Source organism: Subtercola vilae (genome assembly GCF_004923255.1).
In the GTDB taxonomy this organism is placed as follows: domain Bacteria; phylum Actinomycetota; class Actinomycetes; order Actinomycetales; family Microbacteriaceae; genus Subtercola; species Subtercola vilae.
The window spans coordinates 123,340-138,480 of record NZ_QYRT01000002.1; the positions used below are offsets into that span (position 1 = coordinate 123,340).

A 15,141-nucleotide genomic window follows, 5' to 3' on the forward strand; every position below is an offset into this window, starting at 1 on the left:
CTCGCCGCGTGACGCGCCCAAGCCGCGCGCGCTTGCGTGTGATCAGCCGGGTCTTCGAGCTACCGGGGCGTCACCGAGGGCCACAGCCAGGTCTCACCGCCGTCGTCGAGGGCCGTTTTTCTGAACAGCATGACGACAGAACGTGCGCCAGAGACGTCGCTCGCGCCTGGCTGTCGCGGAACGCGGGCCGATCGGTTAGCGTCGGGTCACGGGCTAGGAAGCTTGATCACCTAGGGTTCAGGTGTGGTTACGCGGCGGGGTCCTCGAGTGGTCGTACCGGATGTCGTCGGCCTGGCGTTCGAGGATGCCCGGCTGGTCGCGTTCAGCGCGAGCGTGGCGTTGGCGCAGCCTGATGCCGATGGCCCGCCGGTGTCTGCTTTGGCGTGGAAGAAGAACCTGACGGTTGTGGGCCAAGAGCCTGCCGCGGGAGCCAGCGTGTTCGAGTGGGATTCTGTGGTCGTCTGGTTCGATGACCCCGAGCCGTCGACGTCTGAGAACGACGACGGGCAGCCGAGCAGCAGTCGTGGGCCCGGTAGGCGCACACCAGCGCGCCCATGGTGAAGACGAAGTCCAGGGTACCCACCACCCGTGTCGTCTGCGCCGACCAGAATGGGTGCATGAGCGATACAGCGGCGTGGAGCCGCGTCGACCTGACGCTGCCGGCGCGCCAGCCGTTCGACGGCGCCGGCGTGATGCGGTTTCTGGCGGTGCACGCCGTGAAAGGGGTCGAAACCTACTCGGCGGGCACGTACCGGCGCACCCTGAGGCTCCCCCAGGGCCGCGCAGTCGTGGCCGTTCGGCTGGCAGCGCCCTCGCCGAGCGCCGAGCCAGCCGGGCCCGTGAGTCCCGCCGGCATCGAGTGCACGCTCTGGCTCGAGCACGGTGCCGACGTGGCCGAAGCCGAGGTGCGGCTCGCCGGGCTGTTCGACGTGCAGGCCGACGCTCAGGCCATCGATGGGGTGCTCGGTCGGGTGGCAGAACTTCGAGGCTCCCTTGCGGCTGCCCCGGGCATACGAGTGCCCGGCTCGGTGGATGCCCATGAAACTCTCTTTCGCACCCTCATTGGTCAGCAGGTCTCGGTCACAGCGGCGCGAACCGTGCAGGGTCGCCTCGCCGCGGCGCTCGGCGACGAGCTCACCCTCGGTGGTACGCCCAGCGTCGGTGACGAACCCAGCGTCGATGCGGGGCAGCTCGCGCCAGGGGTGTGGCGGTTCTTCCCCACGGCCGAACAGTTCGCGGCGGGCGGGGCCGCTGAACTGCGGGGGCCACCGCGTCGGGTGCAGACGATTCTCGAGGTGGCGGAGGCGTTGGCCGAGGGGCGGCTTGTCATTGACGCAAGCTCAACAGACGCGACGCTCACTCAGACCGAACTGACCGAGCGGCTCGTGGCGATGCCCGGCATCGGTCCGTGGACGGCCGGGTACGTCGCGATGCGGGTGCTCGGCGCGCCGGATGCGCTGCTCGACGGCGACCTCGCGCTCCGCGCGGGCGCGGCCGAGCTCGGGCTCCCGGGCGAACGTCGAGAGCTCGTGCGGTTCGCCGAGCGAGTCGCCCCGTGGCGCAGCTATTTCGGCATGCACCTCTGGCGGGAGGCCGTCGCGCGCCTCGCTGCAGGCACCTGACCGCGGCCACGGGTGCCACGGACGCAGGGGCTGACCCCCGCGCGACCGTGAGTAGGCTGAAAGGGAAGCGATTTCGAAGGAGCGTCAGCCATGACCGAATCTCACCCGTGGCGTCGATATGTCGCCCTCGGTGACTCGTTCACCGAGGGAATAGGCGACCCAGAGCCCGCGAGCCCCGGTGGACACCGCGGCTGGGCCGACCGTGTCGCCGAGGTGTTGAGCGCCCAGGCCGACGGCGACTTCGCATATGCCAACTTCGCCATTCGGGGGCGGCTCATTCGCCAGATCCTCGACGAGCAGGTCGAGCCGGCGCTCGCCCTGAAGCCCGACCTCATCACGATCTCGGCCGGCGGCAACGACGTCATCCGCCCTGGCACCGACCCCGATGTCATCGCCGCCCAGTTCGACGCCGGCATCGCCGAGCTGAAACGCGACGGCGCCACCATCGTCATGTTCACCGGAACCGACGTGGGATTCTCCCCCGTGTTCCGCGGCATCCGCGGCAAAGTGGCCATCTACAACGAGAACATCCGCGCCATCGCCGCCCGTCACGACTGCATCGTGGCCGATCAGTGGGGGCTCTCTGCGATTCAGGATGCCCGCATGTGGGCCCCCGACCGCCTTCACTTGAACGCGCTGGGCCACCACGAGGTCGCGCGGCTCGTGCTCGCCGCACTGAATGTGCCGAACGACCTGCAGCCGAACAAGCCCGAACCGCTTCCGGCCTCCAGCTGGCGCCAGGCCCGGAGCGAAGACCTCGTCTGGGCGCGCCAGTTCTTCGTGCCGTGGGTGCTCCGCCGCGTGCGTCACCAGTCATCGGGCGACGGCGTGTCGCCGAAGCGGCCCGACGCCATCCCGATCGGCGCGCACTCCCCCGACCTCACCTGACGGCGCCCGGGTCGCGGTGCGCTCGACCGGGCCCGCTTCCCGCAGCGGCAGTCGAACGCGCCAGATCAGACCCGCAGTGACCAGAGCGCCACGGCGGTCGCCGACGCCACGTTCAGCGAGTCGACCCCGTGCAGCATCGGGATCGTCACCACCGTGTCGGCGACCTCGAGCGCTGCCCTGCTCAGCCCGTCGCCTTCGGTGCCCATGACCAGCGCGATGCGCTCGGGCGGGTCGGCCGCGAACGCGTCGAGCGTCACCGCGTCGTCGCTGAGCGCCAGCGCCGCGATCGTGAACCCCAGCCCGTGCAGAAGCGGTGCGGCTTCGCTCCATTCGGGCAGCCTGCTCCACGGCACCTGCAGCACGGTTCCCATCGAGACCCGAACGCTGCGCCGGTACAGCGGGTCGGCGCACCTCGGCGTGATGAGCACCGCGTCGGCCCCGAGCCCCGCCACCGAACGAAAGATGGCGCCGACATTGGTGTGGTCGACGATGTCTTCGAGAATCACGACCCGTCGGGCATCCCGAACCAGCGATTCGACCGAGGGCAGCTCTGGCCGGTGCATCGAGGCCAGGGCTCCGCGGTGCAGGTTGAAGCCCGTGAGGCTCTCGAGCAGCTCAGAGCTACCGACGAAAATGGGCACGTCTGGCGCGACCAGGCTCTGGATGCCCGCCACCCACTTCGCCTCGCAGAGTACCGATCGCGGCTGATGCCCCGCCCCGAGCGCCCGCTCGATGACTTTCGCCGACTCGGCGATGTAGAGCCCACCCTCGGGTTCGCTGACCCGCCGCAGGGCGACATCGGTCAGACCTCGGTAGTCGGCGAGCAGGGGGCTGGCCAGAAGCGAATCGGCGAGATCGGTGAGGGGTATGACGGGCACAAAACACCACTCTGCCAGTGCGACGAAACAAAACGGAAAACTGGGCCTTCTAGACTCAATGTCAGAAGTGTCGATTGGGACTGAGGAGGTGTGCCGTGTCTGACAGCGTTCTCTCCCTGACGGCGATCGACGAGGTGGCCGATATTCTTCGCGGCAAAAGCACGGTTGTGCTCACCGGTGCCGGGGTAAGCACAGACTCGGGTATCCCCGACTACCGCGGCGAAGGTGCGCCCAAACGCAACCCGATGACGTTCGACCAGTTCAGTTCGAGTGCCGACTACCGAAAGCGCTACTGGGCCGGCAGCCACCTCGGTTACAAGCTCTTTGCCGCGGCATCGCCGAACAGCGGCCATGTGACACTGGCCGAACTCGAGGCCGCCGGGGTCATCAACGGGGTCATCACGCAGAACGTCGACGGCCTGCACGTGCGCGCCGGGTCGAACCGCGTGGTCGACCTGCACGGCTCGATGGACAGGGTGCGGTGCCTGCGTTGCGGCCAGATGTTCGCCCGCGACGCCCTTGCCGAGCAGATCGACAAAGCGAATCCGTGGATCACAGAGCCTGACGCCGTGACAGTGAACCCCGACGGAGACGCCGAGGTTCTGAACTGGGCGGAGTTCGTGGTTCCCGAGTGCTCAGTGTGCGGCGGCGTGTTGAAGCCCGACGTGGTGTTCTTCGGTGAGTTCATTCCGAAAGAGCGCTTCAGCGAGGCGAGCGACCTGGTTCGGGCATCCGGTGCCCTGATCATTGCGGGGTCGTCGTTGGTGGTCAACTCGGGAATTCGTCTGCTCGAGCAGGCTCGGCGTCGACGCTTGCCGGTGATCATCATCAATCGGGGCATCACCAAGGGCGATTCGCGCGCAACTGTTAAGCTCGATACAGGAACATCGGAGACGCTCGCGGCCCTCGCCGCACGGCTCATCGTCTGACGTGAAGGGCCCGAACCGACCATGACGTACCTCGCGCTCGTTCGGCACGGCCAGACCGACTGGAACCTTCAGAAACGCATCCAGGGCAGCACCGACATTCCGTTGAACGCCACGGGCCGCGCGCAGGCCCTCGACACCGCGAGTTTTCTTGCCGGCGGCGACTGGGATGCTGTACTCACGAGCCCGCTCGGCCGGGCCCGTGAGACGGCCCAGATCATTGCCACGTCACTCAGCCTGCCGTCACCCCAGCCCGTCGCCGGCCTCGTCGAGCGGCGTTACGGCGAGGCAGAGGGGCTCGACTTCGAAGAGCTGCACGAACGGTTTCCCGGCCAGTCGCACGTTCCCGGCCGCGAGACCCACCGCCAGGTGCGGGAGCGGGTTCACGTGGCGCTCATCGAGGCGGCAGAGGCCCGCCCGGGCCAGCAGCTCATCGTCGTCTGCCACGGCGGCGTCATCAGCTCCCTCGTACGCTACGCCACCGACGGCGGTCGCCCACGCGAAGACGAACGCATTCCGAACGGTTCGGTGCACTACTTCAGTTACATCGATGGCGTGCTGAGGCTCGACGAGTTCAACGGCGAGCCGGTGAACCAGCTAGCCCTTCGAGCAGCGCCAGAAGAGCCGTCGCTGACGCCGCCCAGCTGAACTTCTTCGCCTGCCGCCGGGAGGCGAGCGAGCGCGAGAGCCACTCCTGCGGGTCTTCGAGGCGCCTGACGGCCGCGGCCAGCGCAGCCGGGTTCTTCGCGTCGAAGTAGAGCCCGGCGTCGGCCCCGATCTCGCGGAACACCGCGATGTCGCTCACCACGACGGGGGTGCCGCGCCCCATCGACTCCACGAGCGGAATGCCGAAGCCCTCTTCGAGGGAGGCCGTGACGAGGGCGGTGGCGTGGTCGAGGGCGGCGAGGTACTCGGCGTCGGAGGCGCCGTCGTGGAAGATGAGCCGGGCATCCGGAGCCAGCGCCTGAAGGCGAGCCCGGTCGTCATCACGCACGGAGCTCATGAGGTGCAGCTCGTAGCCCTCGAGCAGCGGCAGGGCCCGCACGAGGGTCTCGACGTTCTTGTAGGGCATGAACGAGCCCATGTAGACAAGCGATTTGGCGCTCGAGCGCGCGACCGGGCCGCCGCTCGCGCCGGTGGGCAGGCTCTCGGCGTCGAGAACGTCGGCGGCGTTGCTCACGACGACGACGGGTTTCGAGGTGAGGTGGTGCTCGGCGACGAGCGCTTCGGTGGTGTGCGACACGGTGACAACGGCATCGGCCCGGTTCAGCAGCAGCCGCTGGGGCCACCAGGCGAGGTGGTAGAGCCGCCAGAGGGCGCGCAGCGGCCAGGCGAACTCGCGCGGCGGCGTGGGGTTCGAGTAGTAGATGAGGTCGTGCACGGTGAGGGCGAGCGGGTATTTGCGGCCGAAGGTTCCCATGGTCTGCATCGGGGTGAAGACCACGTCGGGCTTCAGCTGGTTGACCTGGCGCGCCACGAACAGCTCGAGCGGGCTCGTCGGCGAGCTCGCGAGCTGCCAGGGCAGGTCGGGCAGCAGTTCGAGCTGTCGCTCGTCGCTGATCAACATGGTGACGGGGTGCAGCTCAGCGAGAGCGGTGACGAGGCCGGCGGTGTACCGGCTGATGCCGTCGTGCCGGCCGATGCGGGTGTAGCGGCAGTCGAAGACGATCTTCAGGGGGGCGCCGTGGGTGCCTGAGCCTCTGGGGGTCGAATCTGAAGCGGCGGTCACCGGAGTGCCTCCTGCTTCTTCAGAAACGCTTCGATGGCGGCGGCGGCCTCGGCCGGCCGCTCGTAGTGCACGAGGTGACCCACGCCCGGAAGCACCACGAGTTCGGCGTTCGGCAGCAGCGTCACGAGGCGCTCCTGGGCGGCCACGGGTGTGATGTCGTCGCGGTCGGCGGCCACGAGCAGGGTGGGCAGGGTGTTCTTCTTCGCGTACTCGGACACGTCGTTGCTCACGGAGGCCTCGAACGCCTCGAGCACCACATCGCGGTTCGAGAATGCGCCGAAGAACTGGTCGTGCTGGCTGTGGATCCAGCGGCGAAGGCCCTTGTCTCTCGTCTTCGCCATGGTCACGCTCATAATGCGGGTCACCGCACCGAGCCGCAGCCACGCGAAACCGGGTTTCGTCGGCAGCCACGCGCCCATCTTGTAGTAGAACACCGCCAGCCGGGTCAGGATGCCCCGGGGGCCCGACAGCGCAGGCGCGGCTATCGGGTTCACGAGTACGACCGCGTCGGGCGAGAGCCCCTTCGCCGCCGCCGCCGACACGATGATCGAACCGAACGAATGGCCGAGGATCACGAGATGGCCGGCGGGCTTCTGTGCCGGGGGCTCTGCCTCCCCCGCACGCTCGGTGAGCGTCGTCACCAGCTCGGTCAGCCACGCTGAGTAGCCGTCGATGTCATGCGCCACCCCGAGCGGCGTCGAGATGCCGAAGCCCGGCAGATCGGGCAGCACCACGCGGTAGCCGGGCAGCTGCGCCACGATGGGCTCGAGCCCGTGGTGGTCACCCCGAAAACCGTGCACCATGACGATGGTGGTGTGGGCGTCGGCGGGGCCGTAGATCCAGAGCGCGGTGGTGCCGCCGGCGACCTCGATGCTCCGCTGGGTGAGCGGAATCAGAGCGAGCTGGGCGGCGTAGGGCGAGGGGGGAAGCATCGCGGTCAAGTTTAGGTCGAACATCCGGAAGCCTGCTGGTACTGACCCGTCGTGTTTCACAACTGAACTCACGGGTGGCTGCACTAGCGTAGAAAGCGGGTCTCGTCGGCCCTCATCCCGCCACCAGGAAGGCCTCCCGTGAGCTTTACTGCACCCATCCAGCTGCCCGGTCTCACCCTCGACCCCCAGTGGTTTCGCCGCTCGGTGTTCTATGAGGTGATGATCAGGTCGTTCGTCGATTCGAACGGCGATGGGTCGGGCGACATCGCTGGGCTGGTGTCGAAACTCGACTATCTGCAATGGCTCGGAATCGACGGGCTGTGGCTGCCGCCGTTCTTCGACTCACCCCTTCGCGACGGCGGCTACGACATCTCCGACTACCGGGCGATTCTGCCCGAGTTCGGCTCGATCGACGAGTTTCGCGACCTCGTCACGAAGGCCCACGAGCGCAACATGCGCATCGTCATCGACCTGCCCCTGAACCACACGTCAGATGCCCACGACTGGTTCCAGCAGTCCCGGGCAGACCCCGATGGGCCCTACGGCGACTTCTACGTGTGGAGCGACACCGACAAGAAGTACGAAGACATTCGCATCATCTTCGTCGACACCGAAGAGTCGAACTGGTCGTTCGACCCCGTTCGCCGCCAGTTCTTCTGGCACCGCTTCTTCTCGCACCAGCCCGACCTCAACTACGAGAACCCGGCCGTGCACGAGGCCATGTTCGAGATCGTGCGATTCTGGCTCGACCTCGGGGTCGACGGTTTCAGGCTGGATGCCATCCCGTACCTCTACGAGAGCGAGGAGGGCAACGGAGAAGGCGAGCCGAAGACGCACGAGTTCGTGGCGAAGCTCCGCAAGATGGTCGATCGCGAATACCCCGGCCGCATCATGATCGCCGAAGCAAACCAGTGGCCGCGGGAGGTCGCCGCGTTCTTCGGCAGCGAAGACGAGCCTGAGTGCCACATGGCGTTCGACTTCCCGGTGATGCCCCGCATCTTCTACTCGCTTCGTTCGCAGACAGCCGGTGAGCTCATCCGGGTGCTCTCCGAAGTCACCGAGATTCCCGAGGGTGCCGGCTGGGGCGTGTTTCTTCGCAACCACGACGAGCTGACGCTAGAGATGGTGTCGGAGGAGTACAGACAGGCCATGTACGGCTGGTACGCCTACGACCCGCGCATGCGCGCCAACATTGGTATTCGCCGTCGCCTCGCTCCCCTGCTCGACAACTCGCGGGCCGAGCTCGAACTCGCCCACGCGCTGCTCTTCTCGCTCTCCGGCTCTCCCTTCCTGTACTACGGCGACGAGATCGGCATGGGCGACAACATCTGGTTGCCCGACCGCGACTCCTCCCGCACGCCCATGCAGTGGACCCCCGACCGCAACGCCGGATTCTCCACCGCCGACCCCGGCAAGCTCTTTCTGCCTGTGGTGCAGTCGCTGGTCTACAACTACGCCCTGGTCAACGTCGAGTCGCAGTTGGCGCAGTCGCGCTCGATGCTGCACTGGGTGCGCAATGTGATCCACGTGCGAAAGGCGCACCCGGCCTTCGGGCTCGGCTCGCTCGCGGTGGTGCCCACCAACCACGAGTCGGTGCTGTCGTTCGTGCGGTCGTATGCCGGGTCATCCACCCAGTGGGGCGACGCGCCCGAGCGCATTCTCTGCGTCTTCAGTTTTGCCCACAACCCCGTTTCGGTCACCCTCTCGTTGCTCGAGTTCGCCGGGCGCCGCCTCAACGACCTGTTCGGTGGGGCAGAATTCCCCACCATCGGCGACGACGGCAGCGTGACGCTGACGCTCGGTACGCAGAGCTTCTACTGGCTGCACATCGGGCAGGCGGGGGCAGACGTCTACTAGGGTCTGCAGGGCTCGTGCGGGTCTCATGCGGCCCCTGTGCGCGCGGGCTCCGAGCCGGCGTCAGAGGTTCGCCGTAGAGTTTGCTGTGTGGATACTTCTGTACGGCAAACCCCGGTGACACTGTTCGATCTCGAGCCGCAGGAGGTGCTGCCGCACGGCAGGCACGTGCTCACCGATCGGCCAGAGGCGCCGTCGGTTCCGCTGCACGGCGATGCCGCTCCTGTCGTTTCTCTGGCGTCGGCCGCTCCGGCCGGGCCCGTGTGGGCGCATCGGCTCGCGGTATTCGACCTCGAGACCACCGGCATCGACGTCGAGACCAGCCGTGTCGTCACCGCAAACGTCAGCATCATCGACCACACGGGCACGAGTGAGTCGCGCTTCGACTGGCTCGCCAACCCGGGGGTACCCATTCCCGCCGGTGCCTCGGCCGTTCACGGTGTCAGCACCGAGCGTGCCGTCGCCGAGGGCCGGGTCGCGGCAGACGTCATCGCCGAGATCGTGGATGCCCTCACCGACGCCCTCGACCAGGGCCTCTCCATCGTGATCTACAACGCGCCCTACGACCTCACCCTGCTCGACCGCGAGGCCCGCCGCTACGGCATCACCCCCCTGCGGGAGCCCATCCCCGTTGTCGACCCGCTGGTCATCGACAAGGCACTCGACCGCTACCGCAAAGGAAAGCGCACCCTCGAGGCCGCAGCCCTGCACTACGAGGTCGAACTGCTCGACGCGCACGACGCCGGCGCCGACGCCATCGCCGCCGGCCGTGTCGCCCAGGCACTAGCGCTGCGTTACAGGGCCGAACTCGACGTCTCCCAGCACGACCTGCACCACTCGCAGGCAGGGTGGTTCGCCGACCAGGCCACCAGCTTTCAGGAGTACATGCGCCGCACCAAAGACCCCACCTTCACCGCCCGTACTCTCTGGCCTCTCGGCTGACGACGTCATGACGTCGTCGTCGCCGGTGCCGAGTCGCTCGGCTGTTCGTAAGACCAAGGCCCTGATGCTGGCGGCTGCCACGGTTCTGGTCGCTCTCGCATGTTCGACTCTTCCCGCTGCCACTCCGCCTTCAGATACGAGTGCCAGCGCCGGAGGGTCGTCATCGTCGGTCGCGGCGGCATCTCCTGCAGCAACCGACACTTCGGCAACAACCGACACTTCGGCAGCAACCGACACTTCGGCAGCAACCGACACTTCGGCAACATCGTCGGCGCTGGCGTGGGTGACCCGGCAGAGCTGCGACCAGATCATGGGCGACACGATCCTGCCCGAACTGGCTGCATCCTCGGGCGGCGCGCCGGTGCTGTTCGGCAGTGGAGGGTTCAGCCGCCCGTTCGATGCCTACCAGTGCATCTTCCAGACCGGCGCCGACCAGACCACGAACGTCTACTTCGTGGACGCGGCCGTGACCGCAGCCGAAGGCGGCCGACCCGCAGCCGAGGCGAACTTCGCCGACGCCTACACGAAGTCCACTTTCGCTCGGGAGTCGATCTACTCCGTGGTCGGCAAACCGATTCCAACGGGTACCACCCCGTCGACGACCGACGCCGAGAGCTACGCCGCCACCGTGAACATCGTGAGCGACGACGCTTTCGTCACCGTCGGCTCGGCCTCCGGTGGCACCGACACCCTCGCCCGCATCACCGCCTGGGCCCACGACATCGACAGCCGCCTGCACGCGCCCCAGACGGTGACCGCCCACGCCACCGCGGCCCCCGCAAACTGAGACGCACGCCGGGCGCGCAAACTGACACGGCGGGCATGCAAAAAGGAAGGGCGAGCAGCCGAAGCTGCCCGCCCTTCCTTAGAAAAGTGGGGTTATTTGCCGAAACCCTTGTAGCGGCTGTTGAACTTCTCTACGCGGCCGGCGGAGTCGAGGATGCGCTGCTTGCCCGTGTAGAACGGGTGCGACTCCGACGAGATCTCGACGTCGATGACGGGGTAGGTGTTACCGTCTTGCCACTCGATGGTCTTCTGGCTCGTCACGGTTGAACGAGTGAGGAAGGTTGCGCCCGAGGCCAGGTCGCGGAACACGACGGGCAGGTAGTCGGGGTGAGTTTCGGTCTTCATGAGGGCTTCCTTGGTGATGCGGTGGGAATTGAATAGAACGGTGATGAAAATTTATGGCTCGAGGGCCAGCTAAAGAGTCTATCAGACCGAGGCGGCCCGTGCGGCATAACGGCCATCGGTCTCGGAGAGAACGATGGGCAGGCCGAACGTCGCTTCGAGGTTCTCAGCAGTGAGCGCATCCTGAAGCGGGCCGGCCGCAACGACCGACGCCTTCGAGATGAGCAGAACGTGGGTGAAGCCGCGCGGAATCTCTTCGACGTGGTGCGTCACCATGACGATGGCGGGGGCTGACGGCGCGCTGGCATACCCACCGAGCAGTTGCAGCAGCTCTTCGCGTGCGCCGAGGTCGAGTGAGGCGGCCGGCTCGTCGAGCAGCAGCAGTTCGGGGTCGGTCATCACCGAGCGGGCGATCTGCACGCGCTTCTGCTCGCCGTCACTGAGTGAGCCGAAGCGGCGTTCTTCGAGGTGATCGAGGCGCCACTCGGCGAGCACGCGCTGGGCGCGGCGCAGGTCGATCTCGTCGTACTGCTCGTTCCAGCGGCCGGTCACCGAGTAGGCGGCGGTCAACACGACGTTCAGCACGGTCTCGTCGGCCGGGAAGCGTTTCGCCATCGCCGACGACGCGAAACCGACCCGAGGGCGCAGCTCGAACACGTCGACACGGCCCATGCGGGAGTCGAGGATCTGCGCGGTACCGGATGACGGATGCACCATCGCCGAGGCCAGCTGAAGCAGCGTTGTCTTGCCGGCGCCGTTCGGCCCGAGGATCACCCAGCGCTGGTCAGCCTCGACCTTCCAGTTGATGTCGTTCAGGATGCGGTTACCGTTACGGACGACCGACACGTCTTCGAGGTCAAGAACTGTGGGCATGACCCCAAGCCTATCGGGCGGCGGCACCCGTTTCTGCCCGAAAACGCCCGCTCGGCACGCTAGATCAGACTGCGGTAGATGCGCTCGGTTTCTTCGGCGATCTGCTTCCAACTGAACGTGCTCTCGGCTCTCAACCTGCCGGCTGCACCCATCCGGCGTGCCTCGTCGGGGTCGGCGAGCACATCGGTCAACGTGCCCGCGAGGTCACGCACGAATCGCTCGGGGTCGACCGGAGTGCCCGTGCCATCGGTGGCCTGGTCGATCTGCACCAGACGCCCTGTGACGCCCTCGTCGACGACCTCGGGAATGCCGCCGGTCGCCGTTCCGACGACAGGCAGCCCGCAGGCCATCGCCTCGAGGTTCACGATGCCGAGCGGTTCGTAGACCGACGGGCAGACGAACACCGTGCCGCTGGTGAGCACAGCTGAGAGGTCGTGCTGGCTGAGCAGCTCCGGGATCCAGATCACACCCGAGCGGGTCTGCTGCAGCTCGTGCACCAGCGCCGTGACCTCTGCCATGATCTCGGGGGTGTCGGGGGCACCGGCGCACAACACCAGTTGAACATCCGGAGCCAGCTGGGCGGCTGCACGGAGGAGGTACGGCAGGCCCTTCTGGCGCGTGATGCGGCCCACGAAGACCACAGAGGGGCGTGAGGTGTCGATGCCCCAGTGCGCCAGAACGGCATCGTCGCGAACAGGCTTCCACTTCTCGAGGTCGATGCCGTTGTAGACGACGCTCACGCGGTCTTCGGAGATCGACGGGTACGAGCGCAGAATGTCGTTGCGCATGCCGTTCGAGACCGCGATAACCGAATCGGCGCTCTCGAAGGCGCTCTTCTCGATGTAGCTCGACAGACGGTAGCCGCCGCCGAGCTGTTCGGCCTTCCACGGGCGCAGCGGTTCGAGCGAGTGCGCCGTGACGACGTGCGGAATACCGTGCAACATCGAGCCGAGCTGCCCGGCCGCGTTCGCGTACCAGGTGTGCGAGTGCACCACGTCGGCACCGCCGAGGTCGTTGGCGATCTGCAGGTCGACGCCGAGCGTGCTGAGGGTGGCATTCGCCCCCTGCAGCTCAGCCGGAGGCCGGTACGAGAACACGTCTTTCTCGTCGCGCGGCTGGCCGAAGGCCCGCACTACGACGTCGATGTTGACCCGCAGAGCTTTCACGAGTTCGGCGACATGCACCCCCGCCCCGCCGTAAATCTCTGGTGGATATTCCCTGGTAATCACATCGACGCGCACAACCACGAACGTAGCGCGTTACGCGCCGCGCGTCGAGTGCCGCGAGTGCGCCGCCGAACCACCTATAGTCGTCGTATGGCTGCATCAAAGAAGATTTTCGGCATCGTTCTCGCTGGTGGCGAAGGCAAGAGGCTCATGCCTCTGACTGCAGACCGAGCGAAGCCCGGTGTTCCGTTCGGAGGTGGCTACCGCCTCATTGACTTCGCACTCTCGAACCTCATCAATTCGGGGCTGACGAAGATCGTTGTGCTGACCCAGTACAAGTCGCACAGCCTCGACAGGCACATCTCGCAGACGTGGCGACTGTCGGGCCTGCTCGACTCCTACGTGGCGTCGGTGCCCGCGCAACAGCGCCTCGGCAAGAGGTGGTTCAGCGGCTCGGCCGATGCCATCCTGCAGAGTCTCAACCTGATTCGCGACGAGATGCCCGACATCGTGGTGGTGGTCGGTGCAGACCACGTGTACCGCATGGACTTCGCCCAGATGATCCAGGCGCACATCGCTTCGGGCCTGCCAGCGACGGTCGCGGCGATCCGCCAGCCGATGGAGCTCAGCGACCAGTTCGGCATCATCCAGACCGACCCCGACAACCCGGCGCAGATCTCGGAGTTCCTCGAGAAGCCGAAGACGGCAGTGGGCCTCGCCGACTCCCCCGACGAGGTTCTGGCCTCGATGGGCAACTACGTCTTCAACACCGACGCCCTCATCGAGGCCGTCATCCGCGACGGTGAGAAGCCCGACTCGAACCATGACATGGGCGGCGACATCATTCCCGACTTCGTGTCGCGCGGCCAGGCCGGCGTCTATGACCTGTCTCACAACGAGGTTCCCGGGGCGACCGACCGCGACCGCTACTACTGGCGCGACGTGGGCACCATCGAGTCGTTCTACGACGCTCACCAAGACCTCATCTCGGCCCTGCCGGTGTTCAACCTGTACAACAGCGCGTGGCCCATCTACACGCAGCAGCTGAACTCGCCCCCAGCGAAGTTCGTGCGCGACGCGAAGGGCAACAGCGGAACAACCATCGAGTCGATCGTCTCCCTCGGCTGCCTCATCTCGGGCGCCCGCATCGAGCGCAGCGTGCTCGGCCCCTGGGTGACCATCGAGTCGAGTGCCCTCGTTCAAGACTCGGTGCTCTTCGACCGCGTGCACATCGAACCCGACGCAGTCGTGCGCCGCGCTATTCTGGACAAGAACGTGGTTGTCGCCGCCGGGGCCATGATCGGCATCGACCACGCTCGCGACCGCGAACGCGGTTTCACCGTCACCGACACGGGCATCACCGTGGTCGGCAAAGGAGTACGCGTAGAACCATGAGTGAACACCTGCTGCTTCCGGATGCTCGGCTCCCCCTTCAGCAGACGAACACTCTCCTGGCTCCCCGGGCCGTGCACTCCGGTACCCCCGCTGCTCACGCCCCGGCCACCGCACCCCGCTTCCTCGTCGTGCTCGACGTCGACTCGACCCTCATCGAGAACGAGGTCATCGAGATGCTGGCCGAGTGCGCCGGCAGCCTCGACCTCGTCGCGCACATCACCGAACGCGCCATGTCGGGCGAGCTCGACTTTCAGCAGAGCCTCCGTTCGCGCGTCTCGACGCTCGCCGGCCTCTCGATCGACTGCTTCACAGAGGTGGCGCGTGACATCCGTGTCACGCAGGGCGTACCTGAGCTGATCGCGGGCCTGCATGCCGCCGACGGTCTGGTGGGGGTGGTGTCGGGCGGGTTCCACGAGCTCGTCGACCAGGTCGCGATCGACCTCGGTCTCGACTTCTGGAGTGCGAACCGGCTCGAGGTGGTCGACGGCCGCCTCACGGGCAACGTGATCGGCCCGGTGATCGACGCCGAAGCGAAAGCCGCTGCGTTGCGGGAGTGGGCGGCGGGGGCATCCATACCCCTGGCGCAGACCGTGGCCGTGGGTGACGGTGCCAACGACCTGCTCATGATGCAGACCGCGGGCCTCTCGGTGGCGTTCAACGCGCGCCCCGTCGTGCGGGCCCGCGCGCACGTGGCCATCGACTCGCGCGACCTCGCGCAGCTGCTGCCGCTCCTCGGCCTCCGCGGCTGACTCGGCTCGGCCTGAAGCGCCGTCGACTTTCCCCCGTCGGTCGGTGCTGAGCAGCCCGA

16 protein-coding genes are annotated in these 15,141 nt (G+C 66.9%); 10 read left to right on the plus strand and 6 right to left on the minus strand.

Annotation, left to right across the window (positions count from 1 at the left end; all coding sequences use genetic code 11):
• Positions 1–267: 267 nt before the first annotated feature.
• The 3 genes from D4765_RS01560 to D4765_RS01570 all read left to right on the plus strand — a co-directional run bounded on the left by D4765_RS01560 (position 268) and on the right by D4765_RS01570 (position 2,510).
• Positions 268–561: a hypothetical protein gene (locus D4765_RS01560; RefSeq protein ID WP_136640465.1), complete on the plus strand. Its 294-nt coding sequence runs from the start codon at positions 268–270 to the stop codon at positions 559–561.
• 56 nt (positions 562–617) lie between these two features.
• Complete coding sequence (locus tag D4765_RS01565) at positions 618–1,622, plus strand: DNA-3-methyladenine glycosylase family protein (protein ID WP_161580314.1); 1,005 nt, start codon at positions 618–620, stop codon at positions 1,620–1,622.
• Between the two features lie 90 nt (positions 1,623–1,712).
• Positions 1,713–2,510 (plus strand): SGNH/GDSL hydrolase family protein, encoded by a 798-nt coding sequence (locus tag D4765_RS01570; protein ID WP_136640467.1) that lies wholly within the window; start codon positions 1,713–1,715, stop codon positions 2,508–2,510.
• Positions 2,511–2,575: 65 nt separating this feature from the next.
• On the opposite strand, the gene D4765_RS01575 is transcribed toward D4765_RS01570, so the two are convergent.
• Positions 2,576–3,388 (minus strand): TrmH family RNA methyltransferase, encoded by an 813-nt coding sequence (locus tag D4765_RS01575; protein WP_136640468.1) that lies wholly within the window; start codon positions 3,386–3,388, stop codon positions 2,576–2,578.
• A gap of 95 nt (positions 3,389–3,483) precedes the next feature.
• Here D4765_RS01575 and D4765_RS01580 point away from each other — a divergent pair, with 95 nt between their 5' ends.
• Positions 3,484–4,317 carry a Sir2 family NAD-dependent protein deacetylase gene (locus D4765_RS01580; RefSeq protein WP_136640469.1) on the plus strand — a complete coding sequence of 278 codons (834 nt, stop codon included), beginning with the start codon at positions 3,484–3,486 and terminating at the stop codon, positions 4,315–4,317.
• 21 nt (positions 4,318–4,338) lie between these two features.
• Positions 4,339–4,962, plus strand: a complete 624-nt coding sequence (locus tag D4765_RS01585; RefSeq protein ID WP_136640470.1) for a histidine phosphatase family protein — start codon at positions 4,339–4,341, stop codon at positions 4,960–4,962.
• Here the strand turns inward: D4765_RS01585 and D4765_RS01590 are convergent.
• Both D4765_RS01590 and D4765_RS01595 read right to left on the minus strand, forming a co-directional pair.
• Positions 4,889–5,989, minus strand: coding sequence for a glycosyltransferase family 4 protein (locus tag D4765_RS01590; RefSeq protein ID WP_136640528.1), 1,101 nt, complete (start codon positions 5,987–5,989; stop codon positions 4,889–4,891). The genes D4765_RS01585 and D4765_RS01590 overlap by 74 nt on opposite strands.
• A gap of 50 nt (positions 5,990–6,039) precedes the next feature.
• Positions 6,040–6,975: an alpha/beta fold hydrolase gene (locus D4765_RS01595; protein ID WP_136640529.1), complete on the minus strand. Its 936-nt coding sequence runs from the start codon at positions 6,973–6,975 to the stop codon at positions 6,040–6,042.
• 138 nt (positions 6,976–7,113) lie between these two features.
• Here D4765_RS01595 and treS point away from each other — a divergent pair, with 138 nt between their 5' ends.
• The 3 genes from treS (at position 7,114) to D4765_RS01610 (ending at position 10,558) form a co-directional block, all read left to right on the plus strand.
• Positions 7,114–8,832: a maltose alpha-D-glucosyltransferase gene (gene treS, locus D4765_RS01600; protein WP_136640471.1), complete on the plus strand. Its 1,719-nt coding sequence runs from the start codon at positions 7,114–7,116 to the stop codon at positions 8,830–8,832.
• An 87-nt stretch (positions 8,833–8,919) separates the two neighbouring features.
• Entirely contained in the window at positions 8,920–9,771 is an 852-nt protein-coding gene (locus D4765_RS01605) for an exonuclease domain-containing protein (RefSeq protein ID WP_338054611.1), read from the plus strand.
• Positions 9,772–9,778: 7 nt separating this feature from the next.
• Complete coding sequence (locus D4765_RS01610) at positions 9,779–10,558, plus strand: hypothetical protein (protein ID WP_136640472.1); 780 nt, start codon at positions 9,779–9,781, stop codon at positions 10,556–10,558.
• A 92-nt stretch (positions 10,559–10,650) separates the two neighbouring features.
• Here D4765_RS01610 and D4765_RS01615 read toward each other — a convergent pair whose 3' ends face one another.
• The 3 genes from D4765_RS01615 to glgA form a co-directional block, all read right to left on the minus strand.
• The gene (locus D4765_RS01615) at positions 10,651–10,902 is read right to left on the minus strand and encodes a type B 50S ribosomal protein L31 (RefSeq protein ID WP_136640473.1); all 252 of its coding nucleotides are present in this window, start codon (positions 10,900–10,902) and stop codon (positions 10,651–10,653) included.
• An 81-nt stretch (positions 10,903–10,983) separates the two neighbouring features.
• Positions 10,984–11,772, minus strand: coding sequence for an ABC transporter ATP-binding protein (locus D4765_RS01620; RefSeq protein WP_136640474.1), 789 nt, complete (start codon positions 11,770–11,772; stop codon positions 10,984–10,986).
• Positions 11,773–11,831: 59 nt separating this feature from the next.
• The gene (gene glgA / locus D4765_RS01625; protein ID WP_136640475.1) at positions 11,832–13,013 is read right to left on the minus strand and encodes a glycogen synthase; all 1,182 of its coding nucleotides are present in this window, start codon (positions 13,011–13,013) and stop codon (positions 11,832–11,834) included.
• 75 nt (positions 13,014–13,088) lie between these two features.
• On the opposite strand from glgA, the gene D4765_RS01630 reads away from it, so the two are divergent.
• Together D4765_RS01630 and serB are read left to right on the plus strand one after the other, a co-directional pair.
• Positions 13,089–14,333: a glucose-1-phosphate adenylyltransferase gene (locus D4765_RS01630; RefSeq protein ID WP_136640476.1), complete on the plus strand. Its 1,245-nt coding sequence runs from the start codon at positions 13,089–13,091 to the stop codon at positions 14,331–14,333.
• A complete protein-coding gene (serB, locus tag D4765_RS01635) occupies positions 14,330–15,082 on the plus strand; it encodes a phosphoserine phosphatase SerB (RefSeq protein WP_136640477.1) in 753 nt (250 codons plus the stop codon). The genes D4765_RS01630 and serB overlap by 4 nt, the downstream gene beginning before the upstream one ends.
• The last annotated feature ends 59 nt before the right edge of the window (positions 15,083–15,141 follow it).

Excerpts from the sequence above, each read along its gene's own strand:
- serB (WP_136640477.1), top strand. The coding sequence starts at position 14,330 with ATGAGTGAACACCTGCTGCTTCCGGATGCTCGGCTCCCCCTTCAGCAG.
- D4765_RS01610 (WP_136640472.1), top strand. The coding sequence starts at position 9,779 with ATGACGTCGTCGTCGCCGGTGCCGAGTCGCTCGGCTGTTCGTAAGACC.
- D4765_RS01630 (WP_136640476.1), top strand. The coding sequence starts at position 13,089 with ATGGCTGCATCAAAGAAGATTTTCGGCATCGTTCTCGCTGGTGGCGAA.
- D4765_RS01615 (WP_136640473.1), bottom strand. The coding sequence starts at position 10,902 with ATGAAGACCGAAACTCACCCCGACTACCTGCCCGTCGTGTTCCGCGAC.
- D4765_RS01620 (WP_136640474.1), bottom strand. The coding sequence starts at position 11,772 with ATGCCCACAGTTCTTGACCTCGAAGACGTGTCGGTCGTCCGTAACGGT.
- D4765_RS01570 (WP_136640467.1), top strand. The coding sequence starts at position 1,713 with ATGACCGAATCTCACCCGTGGCGTCGATATGTCGCCCTCGGTGACTCG.
- D4765_RS01595 (WP_136640529.1), bottom strand. The coding sequence starts at position 6,975 with ATGCTTCCCCCCTCGCCCTACGCCGCCCAGCTCGCTCTGATTCCGCTC.
- D4765_RS01565 (WP_161580314.1), top strand. The coding sequence starts at position 618 with ATGAGCGATACAGCGGCGTGGAGCCGCGTCGACCTGACGCTGCCGGCG.
- D4765_RS01585 (WP_136640470.1), top strand. The coding sequence starts at position 4,339 with ATGACGTACCTCGCGCTCGTTCGGCACGGCCAGACCGACTGGAACCTT.